Annotated in this window: 11 protein-coding genes; 1 reads left to right on the top strand and 10 read right to left on the bottom strand. The window is 54.5% G+C overall.

Annotated elements, in window-relative coordinates:
* Window position 1 precedes the first annotated feature (1 nt).
* The 10 genes from MKY58_RS06565 to MKY58_RS06520 all read right to left on the bottom strand — a co-directional run bounded on the left by MKY58_RS06565 (window position 2) and on the right by MKY58_RS06520 (window position 11,329).
* On the bottom strand, window positions 2-799 hold the full coding sequence (locus MKY58_RS06565; protein WP_339323920.1) for an endonuclease/exonuclease/phosphatase family protein: 798 nt from the start codon (window positions 797-799) through the stop codon (window positions 2-4).
* 17 nt (window positions 800-816) lie between these two features.
* The gene (locus MKY58_RS06560) at window positions 817-1,779 is read right to left on the bottom strand and encodes an HD domain-containing protein (RefSeq protein ID WP_339323919.1); all 963 of its coding nucleotides are present in this window, start codon (window positions 1,777-1,779) and stop codon (window positions 817-819) included.
* A gap of 94 nt (window positions 1,780-1,873) precedes the next feature.
* Window positions 1,874-3,172, bottom strand: coding sequence for an NCS2 family permease (locus tag MKY58_RS06555; RefSeq protein ID WP_339323918.1), 1,299 nt, complete (start codon window positions 3,170-3,172; stop codon window positions 1,874-1,876).
* Window positions 3,173-3,324: 152 nt separating this feature from the next.
* Window positions 3,325-4,080 carry a tRNA threonylcarbamoyladenosine dehydratase gene (locus MKY58_RS06550; protein WP_036711218.1) on the bottom strand — a complete coding sequence of 252 codons (756 nt, stop codon included), beginning with the start codon at window positions 4,078-4,080 and terminating at the stop codon, window positions 3,325-3,327.
* 23 nt (window positions 4,081-4,103) lie between these two features.
* Entirely contained in the window at window positions 4,104-5,888 is a 1,785-nt protein-coding gene (gene aspS / locus MKY58_RS06545) for an aspartate--tRNA ligase (RefSeq protein ID WP_339323917.1), read from the bottom strand.
* Window positions 5,889-5,919: 31 nt separating this feature from the next.
* Window positions 5,920-7,176: a histidine--tRNA ligase gene (hisS, locus tag MKY58_RS06540; RefSeq protein WP_339323916.1), complete on the bottom strand. Its 1,257-nt coding sequence runs from the start codon at window positions 7,174-7,176 to the stop codon at window positions 5,920-5,922.
* Between the two features lie 642 nt (window positions 7,177-7,818).
* Complete coding sequence (locus tag MKY58_RS06535) at window positions 7,819-8,292, bottom strand: hypothetical protein (protein WP_339323915.1); 474 nt, start codon at window positions 8,290-8,292, stop codon at window positions 7,819-7,821.
* Window positions 8,293-8,435: 143 nt separating this feature from the next.
* Entirely contained in the window at window positions 8,436-8,597 is a 162-nt protein-coding gene (locus MKY58_RS06530; protein WP_339323914.1) for a hypothetical protein, read from the bottom strand.
* 67 nt (window positions 8,598-8,664) lie between these two features.
* Entirely contained in the window at window positions 8,665-9,114 is a 450-nt protein-coding gene (gene dtd / locus MKY58_RS06525) for a D-aminoacyl-tRNA deacylase (RefSeq protein WP_339323913.1), read from the bottom strand.
* A gap of 34 nt (window positions 9,115-9,148) precedes the next feature.
* Window positions 9,149-11,329 (bottom strand): bifunctional (p)ppGpp synthetase/guanosine-3',5'-bis(diphosphate) 3'-pyrophosphohydrolase, encoded by a 2,181-nt coding sequence (locus MKY58_RS06520; RefSeq protein ID WP_339323912.1) that lies wholly within the window; start codon window positions 11,327-11,329, stop codon window positions 9,149-9,151.
* A gap of 308 nt (window positions 11,330-11,637) precedes the next feature.
* On the opposite strand from MKY58_RS06520, the gene uraA reads away from it, so the two are divergent.
* Complete coding sequence (uraA, locus tag MKY58_RS06515; protein ID WP_339323911.1) at window positions 11,638-12,942, top strand: uracil permease; 1,305 nt, start codon at window positions 11,638-11,640, stop codon at window positions 12,940-12,942.
* The last annotated feature ends 74 nt before the right edge of the window (window positions 12,943-13,016 follow it).

Raw genomic sequence — 13,016 nt, 5'->3', positions numbered from 1 at the left:
GTCATGCCTTTACCGGATCCCACGCCAATACAGCGAGAACGGGAAGGTGATCCGACGCCGTATCCTCTTCGATCGCCTGAGCGCCAACCAGCCTCCACCCGCTGTTTTCCTCGAACAGGATATAGTCGATTTTGCCGTCTTCGGCATGGGTAGGTCCGATGTGGGCCGTAGCGTCCGCCATGTTTTCCGCAAAAACGCGCATCGTCGCGGAATCCGGCAGCGCGTTCATGTCCCCAGCCAGAATCAACGGCGTTTTGTCCTTGAGCTCATTTTGGATCGCGTTTGCTTGCGCCAACCGGATCTGTTCGGCCAGCTCGGCGTTTTCCTGCCATTCCAAATGCGTATCAGCAAACACGAATGACGGAAGGCCGTGTTCCGGAGCCAGCTGAACGACAAGCAGCACGCGCTGCTCTCCTCCCGGTTCGTTCGGCAGCGTCAGCGTATGCGCCGAGGCAATCGGAAGTTTGGAGAGAACGGCTATTCCGTATTCGCCTCCGTCAAAAGCGATCGCCTTCGCGAACCGGTGGTCCATGCCCGTCAGTCTTCCCAGTTCCGCGGCCTGGTCTACGCTGCCGCTTCTGGACAAATGGCGGTCCACCTCCTGCAGCGCCACAAGATCGGGACGGGTGCCGCGAATCACGGCGGCAATCCGCCCCAGGTCCAAAGCGCCGTCCATTCCTTCGCCATGATGAATGTTGTACGTCATGACCCGGAGCGCCGGCTTTCCCCCACCGTCGGGGTCTGGGATGAACGCCTTTTCGGCGTGTCCTTCGGAAGCTGAATAGCCTGCTTTTTGCATCGGAAGTTCCCCCCCCATCATTCGTTTCCTTTGGCCCGGTAAAACGATTTGTTCTCAAGCGCCCTTACCGGCGCGGACCAATCATCCGTGGACGGCATCATCGAGATCGCATCCTCCGCCGCCTGCAGCTTGGCATCCATCTGGTCGATCAAGTGCAGCGCAAGCGCCTCGGGAATTTGCGGCAGAACGGAGCTGCCCCATTCCGGCAAATTATGATGCGACAAAATCATATGCTGCAGCAACACGATTTTTTCCGAATTCACGTCCGCCCCGATCGTCATCGCGGCTTCCGTCACCCAACTGGCGGCAAGCGGAATATGTCCGAGCAGTTTGCCGGTGAAGCTGTATTCGCTGACGATGCCCAGCTCCGCCGTCAATTCCTCCGTTTTGGCGATATCATGCAGGATGATGCCCGCCACAAGCAAATCACGATTGAGGAAAGGGCGCTGCTTGCAAATAAACTCGGCTAACTCCAGCATGCGTACGATGTGATAGGCCAGACCGGCGTAAAAAGCATGGTGCATGCCTTTGGCGGCCGGGTAATGCATTAATTTATCCCCGATTTTGTTCAGGCAGTGGTCGATAATCATCTGGATTTCGGTGTCCTGAATCGTATACGCCGCCGTTTTGATCGTATAAACCAGATCATTGGGCGGAACCGGCGCGGACCGTACGAAATCGGTGATGTTGTGGCCGTCTTCATCCGTTGCGGGCCGGATTTTGTTCACCTTGAACTGCAGCCGCTCGCGGTACAGCTGCACGACGCCGCGCACTTTCACGAGCATGGGTGCAAAAAAGGTTTCCTTGTCCGCCGCGGATGCATCCCAAAATTTAGCCGGAATTTCCCCGCTGGCGTCCGCAAGGACAAGATCCAAATAATCTTTGGGCGGCGTGGAATTCGTCTGTTTGACCATCGCCGTTTTTAATAAATAAAACCCCGTAACTTCCTGTCCTTCGGTAAATGATTGTATAAGCGTCATATGGCATCTCCTCCCCCGAATCTCGTTTGCTTGAAAAAGCAAGGAACCGCCTGCTGCAAGCAAGCGGCCCGTTGCCTCTACCTTTGCTTCAGTATTACAGCAGGGCATGCACCACAAAGTTGACAACGAACAAAGCGGCGATGATATAAAGCACCGGAGAAACGTCCCTGCTTTTTCCCCGGGCGATTTTGACGAGCGGGTACGCGATGAATCCGAAAGCCATGCCATCCACAATACTGTATGTGAAAGGGATCATCACCATGATCAAAAAGGCCGGAAACGCTTCGGTCATATCGCTGAAATCCATTTCCTTCACGTTCTGCACGATCAGTCCGCCAATCACGATCAGGACCGGAGCGATCGCGCTGTCCGGAATGTAGGCGAGCAGCGGAATAAAAAAGAACGTCGCTCCAAATAACGCGCCCGATACGAGCGCCGTAAGGCCTGTCCGTCCGCCGGCCGCGATCCCCGCGCTTGTCTCCGCCGAAGCGACCATCGGGCTGCTGCCGAAAACGCCGGCAACGATATTCGTCAGCGCCAACGCCCGCAGGCTTCCCCTGAAATTGCCGGGACGGCCGATCATCCGGGTTTGGGCCGCGATCAGGCCGATGTTTTCGAACACGACGATCAAAAGCAGCAAAAACACCGCGATCCAAAACACGAGGCTGCCGATTCCCGACCAGGAAAGCTGCCCGAATAAGGTCCCGTACGATTCGAACAGGCGGCCAGACTCCGTCTGCTGTACGGGTTTGACCGCTCCAAGCAGATAAGCCAGCCCGGTGCCTGCCAGGATCGCGATCAAAAGGCCGCCTTGGACGTTGCGGATAAACAGGATCAACGCCAGTAGCAGCGTAATGCAGGATACGATGACCGAAGGATCGCTGAAATGGCCGATCGTAACAAACGTCGTTTGATGCGCGATGACGATTTGGCTTTTCTGAAGACCGATAAAGGTCAGGAACAAGCCGATCCCGACGGTGATGCCATGCTGCAAATGATGCGGTATCGCCTCGCTGATGATCCGGTAAAGGGACGTAAACGCCACGATCGTGAACAAAACGCCCGTCACCGTCACCACCATCAAAGCCTCCTGCCAGCTTAAACGCATCGAGTGGACCAGCGTATAGGTAAAAAAAGCATTGATCCCCATGCCCGGCACGACGATGATCGGCGATTTTCCGCCGAACGCCATCAGCAAGCAGCCGACGATCGATGCCAAAATGGTTCCGATCATCGCCGCCTTCAGCGGCATGCCTGCATCATGCAGGATGTTCGCGTTCACCATCACGATGTACACAACCGAAAAATAAGCTACGGCTCCGGCGATGAGTTCCTTTTTCCAGCTGTCTCCCGGCCTGAGGCCGAGACGATTCCGCCAAAAACCTTGTCTCAAAAAAATCCCCCTTTTTTCTCTCTCTATGTCGAACCCTCCGGCAAATGACCCCTCATTGCCGGGCATGAAACAAAAAGGCGTGATTGTCGGTTTTTCTCGACTTTTCACGCCTTTTGATTGTACCACATTCTGGCTTAAGGAAGGGATTTTCTTTACACCCGGATCCCGGCCTTTTTCAGCAGATCCTTGACGGCCTCGCCGACCATGATAAGTCCGGCTACCGGCGGGACAAACGCGTTGCTGGCCGGCGGCTGCTTCGCTTTGCGGATTTCCGGAGCATTTTCGGGCACGATTTTTTCCGTCACGTCCACCCGCGGCTTCATCGGCTCTTCGGTCGAAAAGACGACCTTCACGCCTTTTTTGATGCCTTCCTTGCGCAGCTTGGTGCGGATGACGCGGGCGATCGGGTCGACCGTCGTCTTGGAAATATCTGCGACCTGAAAGCGGCTCGGGTCCATTTTGTTGGCCGCGCCCATGCTGGAGATGATCGGAATTTTTCGCTTGAGGCATTCCTTGATCAGATGGATTTTGTACGAAACGGTATCGGACGCGTCCAGCACGTAATCCAGGTCGTATTTGAAAAGCTCCTCGCAGGTTTCCTCGGTATAAAACATATTCAAGGCGATCGCTTCGCATTCGGGGTTGATCAGCTTGATCCGTTCCACCATCAAATCGGCTTTTTTCTGGCCGATCGTCGTCGTGAGCGCATGGATTTGCCGGTTAATGTTGGTAATGTCCACGACGTCCTTGTCGATCAGGATCAGCTTGCCGACGCCCGTGCGGGCGAGGGCCTCCACCGCAATGGAGCCTACGCCGCCGATTCCGAGGACAGCCACCGTGCTGTTTTTCATCGCTTCCAGACCTTCCGGTCCTATGGCCAGTTCCGTCCGGGAAAATTGGTTGAGCATAGAGTATGGAGGCCTCCCTTTATTTAAGCATTCACTTTTTTCTCTGCAGGTTTTTTCGCCACTTTGATATGAAGCTGCTCAAGCTGGGACGCATCGACCGGCGATGGCGCGTCCATCAGCAGATCCGTGGCGCTTGCCGTTTTCGGGAACGCGATCGTTTCGCGCAGATTGCTGCGGCCGGCCAAAAGCATGACGAGGCGGTCCAGGCCGAAGGCGATTCCGCCGTGCGGCGGCGTGCCGTATTCGAACGCTTCGAGCAGATGGCCGAATTTGTCTTGGGCTTCCTCCGGCGACAATCCCAGCGCCGCAAACATTTTTTCCTGCATGTCGCGTTTGTAGATCCGCATGGAACCGCCGCCGACTTCATAACCGTTCAGCACGATATCGTACGCCTGAGCCAGAATTTGACCCGGGTTCGTTTCAAACAGATGCTGGTCTTCATCGCGCGGACGGGTGAACGGATGGTGGAGAGCGACGTAGCGTTTCTCTTCTTCATCCCACTCCAGCAGCGGGAAGTCGACTACCCAGGCGAATTTGAACTCGTTTTCGTTGATCAGGCCGAGTTGTTTGCCGATTTTCAGGCGGAGTGCGCCAAGCACGTCGGCAACGACCTTTTTATTGTCGGCGGAGAAGAGCAGCAGGTCGCCTTCCTCGGCTCCGGTGCGCTCTCTCAGCGCTTCGATCTCTTCAGGGGTAAAGAATTTGACGATCGGCCCTTTGAATTCGCCTTCCTTGACTTGAATCCATGCCAATCCTTTGGCGCCGTAACGGGCCGCGAACGGTCCCAGATCGTCGATTTCCTTCCGGCTCCACGTGCCGCAGCCTTTGGCGTTTAGCACTTTGACCTCTCCGCCTTTTTCGATGACCGAAGCAAATACCTTGACGCCGCTCGACGCAACCAGGTCGCTGACTTGAATCAGTTCCAGCCCGAAACGAAGGTCCGGTTTGTCGGAGCCGTATTTGTCCATCGCTTCAGCGTAGGTCAGGCGTTGGAAAGGCAAAGGAATGTCGACGTTAATCGTTTCCTTGAACAGGCGGGCCATCAGTTTTTCCATCATGCCCAGCAGCTCGTCCCGGCTCATGAAGGACGTTTCGATGTCGACCTGCGTGAATTCCGGCTGACGGTCCGCGCGCAAGTCTTCGTCCCGGAAGCAGCGGGCGATTTGGAAGTAACGCTCGATGCCGCCCACCATCAGAAGCTGTTTATACTGCTGAGGGGATTGCGGCAAAGCGAAAAATTCGCCTTCATGCACCCGGCTTGGCACGAGATAATCGCGTGCGCCTTCCGGGGAGCTTTTGGTCAGGATCGGCGTTTCCACTTCGATAAACCCTTCGCCGTCCAGGAAGTCGCGGAAAATCTTCGAAGCTTTCGAGCGGAGCAGCAGCGTTTTCTGCATTTCCGGGCGGCGCAGGTCCAGGTAACGGTATTTCAGGCGAAGCGACTCGTCGACTTCTACGCCGTCTTCGATGAAAAACGGAGGCGTCTTGGCGCCGTTCAGCACTTCGATCTCGGTGATTTGAACTTCGATTTCGCCTGTGGCAAGGTTCGGGTTGATCGTTTCCGGATCGCGTTTGACGACTTTACCGGTAACCGCCAGCACGTATTCGCTGCGCACCTTGTCGGCAATCGCCAGCGCTTCCCCGGAATAAGCGGGGTTGAATACGATTTGCACGACGCCGCTGCGGTCGCGCAGGTCGATGAACAATACGCCCCCGAGGTCGCGGCGGGTTTGCACCCAGCCGTTCAGTGTTACGGTTTCTCCGATGTGGCCTGTCGTCAGGCTTCCGCATTGATGGGTCCTAAGCATGATTCTCAAACTCCTTTTATATTTGGTATGCCTATTCGGCGATTTCCTTTAGTTTCGTTGCAAGCTCGCTCAGCTTTACCGTCTGCTGTTCGCCGGTCGCCATCGATTTCAGCGCGATTTCGCCCCGCTGCAGCTCGTCGTCGCCCAGGATCGCCGTCACTTTGGCGTTAAAACGGTCCGCTGATTTCATTTGGGCCTTCATCTTTCTTCCCAGGTAATCGCGTTCGGCCGACAATCCTTCCTTGCGGACGAGATACAGCAGCTTCGTGATTTCCCGGTCGGCCGCTTCGCCGAGCGCGACGAAATAAACGTCCAGCGGTTTAACGGCGTTCAGGTCGATTTCCTGCTTCTCGACGATCAGCAAGATGCGCTCGAGCCCGAGCCCGAATCCGATCCCCGGCTGATCCGGCCCGCCGATTTCGCCCACGAGGCCGTTGTAGCGGCCGCCGCCGCCGATCGTGTCGATCGCGCCGATGCCCTGCGCTTTATATTCGAAAGCCGTATGCGTGTAATAGTCAAGGCCGCGAACCATACGGTGGTTCACCTCGAAATCCACGTCCATATCCGTCAAATACCGTTTGACCTGTTCAAAGTGGGTCGTGCATTCCTCGTCCAAACTGTCGAGAATCGAAGGCGCGTCGACGAATTTGTCCCGATCGACCTTGCAGTCCAGCACGCGCAACGGATTTCGCTCCATCCGCGATTGGCAGTCCTTGCACAAACGGTCCTTCATCGGAGTGAGGAATTCCAGCAGCTTTTCGCGGTATGCCGCGCGGCTCGCCGGGTTGCCGACGGAGTTGATCTCTACCTTCACGCCCTGCAGCCCTAGCTCCTTGCAGAACTGGTAACCAAGCGATACCACTTCCGCATCGATCGCCGGATCGATCGCGCCGAAGGCTTCGACGCCAAACTGGTGGAACTGCCGATAACGGCCGGCCTGCGGACGTTCGTAGCGGAACATCGGTCCGATGTAATACAGTTTGCTGACGTCCGGTTCCCCGTAAAGCTTATTCTCTACGTAAGAACGGACGACCCCCGCCGTTCCCTCCGGACGAAGCGTCATGCTGCGGTCGCCTTTGTCCTTGAACGTGTACATTTCTTTTTCGACGATATCCGTCGTTTCGCCGACGCCGCGTTCAAACAATTCCGTCTGCTCGAACATCGGCGTGCGGATTTCGCGGTAATTGAACCGCCGGCACAAGTCTCTGGCTTTTTCCTCGACGGACTGCCATTTTTCCACGGTTCCAGGCAAAAAGTCCTGCGTGCCTGTCGGTTTTTGGTAAGCCATCGTTCTACCTCCTGCTCCATGTATTTTTCGCAAATTTCGCAGCAAAGCTCAACATTTGCCAAAATACGGTTTTGAATGTTTCTTTTCGTATTTCATATCGCTTATCAAAGTACGGGCCAAAAGCCGCCGGGTATGCAAAAAATCCCTCGCCCTGCCGCTTCAATAAGCAAACAGGGACGAGGGATTGGATCGATCAATCTCCCGTGGTGCCACCCACATTCCGGACCCGCTGATATAGCGTATCCGCTCATACGTTTAACGCCCGTTACGCGCAGCACGTCTACTGGCAAGGATCGCACAGATTCCTCGGTTTTCGACGCGTGTTCTCGGGGAAGTCATTCATCCGGTCATCCATAGAATCCTTCCAGCCTAAGGGATTCCTCTCTGCATGGTGGGGCGCGGACTACTTGGTCCCGTCATCGAATCGGTTTTTGGATTATTTTTAGATTGTAATGAACTGCTTTACTAAAGTCAAGGGGCAGGCAAAAGAAAAACCTACAATCCGATTGTAGGTCCAAAAGACTTTATATTAAAAAAGGGGGTCATGCTGTTATTATAAGCAGGCTATATTAAAGGATGATGAAGCTTATATTACAGTTATATTACAAATAAGAAACCGCTTTAAAAAAGCCTGGCTTTTACTCATTCCTCAAAGATTTCGACGTGACCTCCGTGATTGCGCAGCGTGTTGACGACTTTTGCATAATCCTCATCCCGCACTTTGCAGGAAAGCACGTATTCAAGATCATCGTAACGATCCGCGTACAAATCCATGGAATCCGGCAGCAGCACGTCTTCCGCGGTCCGGTTTTCCACCGGTGATTCCCCGGCTGCATCGCCATCCCGGTCTCGCGCGCCCTCGTCATCATCGACCGACATCACCACCGGAGGAGTATAGGCCGCCCCGGAAACGCCGGCAGCCGATGCGGAACCGGTCGATACACCATTGCCTGTCATCCCCGCCGGGGCAAACGGGAGCAGAATCCGCCTGTTGCCTTCCAGCGCAGTCCCGAGCCGGCCGACCTCCAAATGCTCCGTCTCGATGCCGATCAATTTCGTTTTCGCTTGCTCGGCGTCGTCTTCCGTTTTGAAGTATGCCTGAATTTGTTTCGACATGATCATTGCCTCCTTTTCCGGAAGGATTCTGGTTTGCCTTTATGCTCTGTAATTACCCCAAAGAAAACCGGTGTAACCATCATTTAAAAAAGCAGGGTTCCGATATGCTGGAAGCCCTGCTTTGCATGGGTACTGTTCGATTGTTAGCGCTGGCGGTAAGGCAGCGATCCTTTTCCCTTGTCGTATCCATGCCATAAAGGAAAAGGAATTTTCCTTGCCTGCTCCAGCTTGACCGCTTCTTTCACGGATTCAAGCGGAATAAGCGGCAGCTGCTTTAGTGCAGATCCTTGGAAAGATTGGCGCATAAATAGGACGGCTCCTTCGGATAATTGCTGATGTTCTATATTTCAGCATTCCCTTGGGGACGCCGGTTTATGCCGTCGTTTTGCTGTCGATGATCAACGTGACGGGACCCCAGTTCGTAAACGCGACATCCATCATCTCGCCGAAAATGCCGGTTTCGACCTGCAGCCCTTTGGCGGACAGCTCGAGGTTAAAACGTTCGTACAGCTCAAGCGCCCGATCGGGTTTGGCCGCAGCCATAAAATTCGGACGTTTGCCTTTGCGGCAATCGCCGTAGAGCGTAAACTGCGAGACGGACAAAACCCCCCCGCCCACATCGGTGACGCTGTAATTCATTTTGCCTTCCCCGTCCTCGAAAATGCGCAGGCCCGCGACCTTGTCGGCCAAATATTGCGCATCCTTTTCCGTATCTTCATGGGTAACCCCTACGAGGACCATCAAACCTTGGCCGATCCGGCCGGTAATTTCTCCGTTCACGGTAACCTGCGCTTCCTTGCAGCGCTGAACGACGACTCTCATGCTGCGATTCCCTCCGCTTGCTGAATGATGAATGTTATTGAATGATCCGGTGCACGGTATAAACGTCTTTGACGCGTTTGATCCGCTCCACGACCGAATGGAGATGATCCGTGTTGCGGATCAGGATGGTCATGTGGATCAGCGCCATCTTGTTTTTGTCCGAACGTCCGGTGACGGCGGAAATGTTCGTTTTGCTTTCGGATACCGCCTGAAGCACCTCGTTCAGCAGGCCGTTGCGGTCATGGCCCGTAATTTCGATGTCGACGCTGTAATTCGCTTCGATTTCCGTCTCCCATTCGACCTCGATCACGCGGGCTGCATCCTCGCTTTCCTCCGACGCCTGAATGTTCGGGCAATCCGAGCGGTGTACGGAAACGCCGCGTCCGCGGGTAACGTAACCGACGATATCGTCCCCCGGCACAGGGTTGCAGCAGCGCGCAAAACGGACCAGCAAATTGTCGATTCCTTTGACGCGCACGCCGTTGGTCGGGCGGGATCGTTTTTCCGACGGGGCTTTGATTTCCTTTTTCTCCGACGTCAGCTCCAGCAGATTGGCTTCTTCCTGCTCTTTGCGGAGGCGTTCCGTCAAGCGGGTGCAAATTTGGGCGGCCGTGATGCCCCCGAATCCGATGCCTGACAGCATGTCCTCCACGTCGTTGAAGGCGAACTTTTTGGCGACTTCCAGCAGCTTGTCGTCCGTGGTCCATTCGGCAGGATCGAGCCCGCGGTTTTTCAGCTCTCGTTCGATCATGTCGCGGCCTTTTTCGACGTTTTCTTCGCGTTTTTCCTTTTTGAACCACTGCTTGATTTTGCTTCTGGCATGGGAAGACTGGGCAATCTTCAGCCAGTCCCCGCTGGGTCCGTAGGAGTGCTTGGACGTCAGGATTTCGACGATGTCTCCGGTTTTCAAGCGATGGTCCAGCGGCACGATCCGCCCGTTCACCTTCGCTCCGATCGTACGGTTTCCGACCTCCGTATGGATCCGGTAAGCAAAATCGAGAGGCACGGATCCTGAAGGCAGCTCAATAACCTCGCCCTTCGGAGTGAACACGAATACGAGGTCCGAAAAGAAATCCATCTTAAGGGATTCCACGAACTCGGAAGCATCCTTCGCTTCATGCTGAAGCTCCAAAATTTCCCGGAAGAAAGTCATTTTATTTTCAAAATTGCCTCCGGCCGGCGTCGTCCCTTCCTTATACGCCCAGTGAGCCGCGATCCCGTATTCGGCCGTCCGGTGCATATCCCACGTCCGGATCTGCACTTCCGTCGGTTCCCCGTTGGGGCCGACCACCGTCGTATGAAGCGATTGGTACATGTTCGCCTTCGGCATGGCGATGTAATCTTTGAACCGTCCGGGCATCGGCTTCCATAACGTATGAATGATGCCGAGCGTGGCATAACAATCCTTGATGTTGTCGACGATGACCCGGATCGCGATCAGGTCGTAAATTTCGTTAAACTGCTTGTTTTTGGACGTCATTTTGTTAAAAACGCTGTATATATGCTTCGGCCGGCCGGACAGATCGCCTTCGATCCCCATTTCGTCCAGCTTTTCGCGGATTTTGGCGATGACGTTTTCGACAAACTGTTCCCGTTCGGCGCGTTTTTTATGAATCAGGTTGGCGATCCGGTAATATTGCTGAGGGTTGAGATAGCGAAGCGACAGGTCCTCCATTTCGCTTTTGATCGCCGAAATACCGAGCCGGTCCGCAATCGGGCAAAAAATTTCGAGCGTTTCGTACGCGATCCGCCGCTGGCTCTCCTCCGACTGGTATTTTAAAGTACGCATATTATGAAGCCGGTCCGCAAGCTTAATCACGATGACCCGGATATCCTGCGCCATGGCGATAAACATTTTGCGGTAATTTTCGTTCTGCTGCTCTTCTTTGGAACGGAACTGGATACGCTCCAGTTTGGTCAATCCGTCAACCAGCATCGCGCAGGCGTCGCCGAACTTGTCCCGGATTTCTTCCAGCGATACGGTCGTATCCTCAACGACATCATGCAGCAGCGCAGCGACGATGGATGTCGTATCCATCATCAAGCCCACGACAATTTCTGCAACCGCCAGCGGATGCAGAATATAGGGTTCGCCGGATTTGCGCACCTGTCCGTGATGAGCTTGCTCCGCAAATTCATAGGCTTCGCGGATGCGGCTCAAATCCGGTTCTTTGATATAGGCTCCTGCCTTTTCAAGTAATCGCTCTATGCCCATTCTAGTCGTTTCCGTTTCCCTTCTATATGAAATAGAACCCGCAAACGTTTATCCTAAGCAGGTTCCCTGGTCAAATAAGATTTCCTATAATTATGACGCTTGAAAGGCTCCGCGTCAATATTTCGTGCCAGGAACAGGGAGGTTTGGACGGAACATTCCGATGTTTTTGGTTTTTCGTCAATTTTTATCATCGAATTTGGCCATAATCACATAAAAAAATGATTGAAAAATGTCGGCATCTTAGCTAATCTAGTTCATTGAATGCAATTCGAGATACGAAAATATTTCATATTTAGGAGTGAAGAACCTTGCAACGCGAAATTCAAGTCCATGAAAGGCTTCCGCTTGGCCCGGGATTCCTTCTCAGCCTGCAGCACCTGTTCGCCATGTTCGGCAGCACGGTCCTCGTGCCTAACCTGTTCGGCGTCGACCCCGGCATGATTTTGCTGATGAACGGCATCGGCACCCTGCTGTACATTCTGATCTGCAGCGGAAAAATCCCCGCCTACCTCGGCTCCAGCTTCGCGTTTATTTCGCCTGTGCAAGCCGTACTGCTGAAAGATACGGACAACTATCCGCTCGCGCTCGGGGCGTTTATCGTTACCGGCATCATCTTCATCGTCGTCGGACTGATCGTGCAATACGCCGGAACGAAATGGATCGACGTCGTTTTCCCTCCCGCGGCCATGGGCGCCATCGTCGCCACGATCGGCCTTGAACTCGTGCCTACCGCAGCCGGCATGGCCGGTTTGATCCCGCAGAACGGGGCTTCGGCGGATTGGTTTAACCCCAACGCCGTCATCCTGTCCATGACGACGCTTGGCGTTACCGTCATCGGCGCGGTGCTGTTCCGCGGCTTCCCGAAGATCATCCACATCCTGATCGGGATCGTCACCGGATACGCGGTCGCTTACTTTATGCCGGGCATGATCAACAAAGGCGCCATCGCAAGCGCGCATCTCATTTCGATGCCGACGATTACCACTCCTAAATTCGATCTGGAAGCGATTCTTACCATCATACCGGTATCGCTGGTCGTCATCGTCGAGCATATCGGTCATTTGCTGGTCACAAGCAACATCGTCGGCAAAGACTTGTCCAAAGATCCCGGCTTGAACCGTTCTTTGCTTGCCAACGGCATTTCGACGGTCCTGTCCGGATTCGTCGGCTCTACGCCGAACACGACGTACGGCGAAAACATCGGGGTGATGGCGCTGACCAAGGTCTACTCGGTGTTCGTGATCGGCGGGGCCGCCGTGATCGCTATCGTGCTGTCCTTCTCGGGGACGTTTTCTTCGATCATCGCGAACATCCCCGTTCCTGTAATGGGCGGCGTGTCGCTGCTGCTCTTCGGGGTCATCGCCGCTTCGGGCCTGCGTATTTTCGTCGAGCAAAAGGTCGATTTTTCGAAACCGACGAACATGATCCTTGCCACGCTCGTGCTTGTCGTCGGCATCAGCGGCGTGCAGCTCGATATCGGCAACGTCCATTTGAAAGGGATGGCGCTGGCAACGATCGTGGGCATGTTGCTGAGCTTGTTCTTCAAGCTGATTGACGTGCTTGGCCTTTCCAACGAAAAAAACGACGAACTTGTTGAAAAGACTCCAGACTGATCCCAAATAAACAGAGCCGGACAAGCCCTTGTAAGGGGCGCTGCCGGCTCTGTTTTTTATGCTTTTGCCAAATC

Origin of the sequence: Paenibacillus sp. FSL W8-0194, from assembly GCF_037969745.1 — a bacterium.
Lineage (GTDB): Bacteria > Bacillota > Bacilli > Paenibacillales > Paenibacillaceae > Paenibacillus_AQ > Paenibacillus_AQ cookii.
The sequence above is the reverse complement of the archived record's forward strand: the minus strand, read 5'-3'. Positions and strand labels throughout refer to the sequence as shown.

Excerpts from the sequence above, each read along its gene's own strand:
- MKY58_RS06565 (WP_339323920.1), bottom strand. The coding sequence starts at position 799 with ATGCAAAAAGCAGGCTATTCAGCTTCCGAAGGACACGCCGAAAAGGCG.
- MKY58_RS06560 (WP_339323919.1), bottom strand. The coding sequence starts at position 1,779 with ATGACGCTTATACAATCATTTACCGAAGGACAGGAAGTTACGGGGTTT.
- MKY58_RS06550 (WP_036711218.1), bottom strand. The coding sequence starts at position 4,080 with ATGCTCAACCAATTTTCCCGGACGGAACTGGCCATAGGACCGGAAGGT.
- aspS (WP_339323917.1), bottom strand. The coding sequence starts at position 5,888 with ATGCTTAGGACCCATCAATGCGGAAGCCTGACGACAGGCCACATCGGA.
- hisS (WP_339323916.1), bottom strand. The coding sequence starts at position 7,176 with ATGGCTTACCAAAAACCGACAGGCACGCAGGACTTTTTGCCTGGAACC.
- MKY58_RS06535 (WP_339323915.1), bottom strand. The coding sequence starts at position 8,292 with ATGTCGAAACAAATTCAGGCATACTTCAAAACGGAAGACGACGCCGAG.
- MKY58_RS06530 (WP_339323914.1), bottom strand. The coding sequence starts at position 8,597 with ATGCGCCAATCTTTCCAAGGATCTGCACTAAAGCAGCTGCCGCTTATT.
- dtd (WP_339323913.1), bottom strand. The coding sequence starts at position 9,114 with ATGAGAGTCGTCGTTCAGCGCTGCAAGGAAGCGCAGGTTACCGTGAAC.
- MKY58_RS06520 (WP_339323912.1), bottom strand. The coding sequence starts at position 11,329 with ATGGGCATAGAGCGATTACTTGAAAAGGCAGGAGCCTATATCAAAGAA.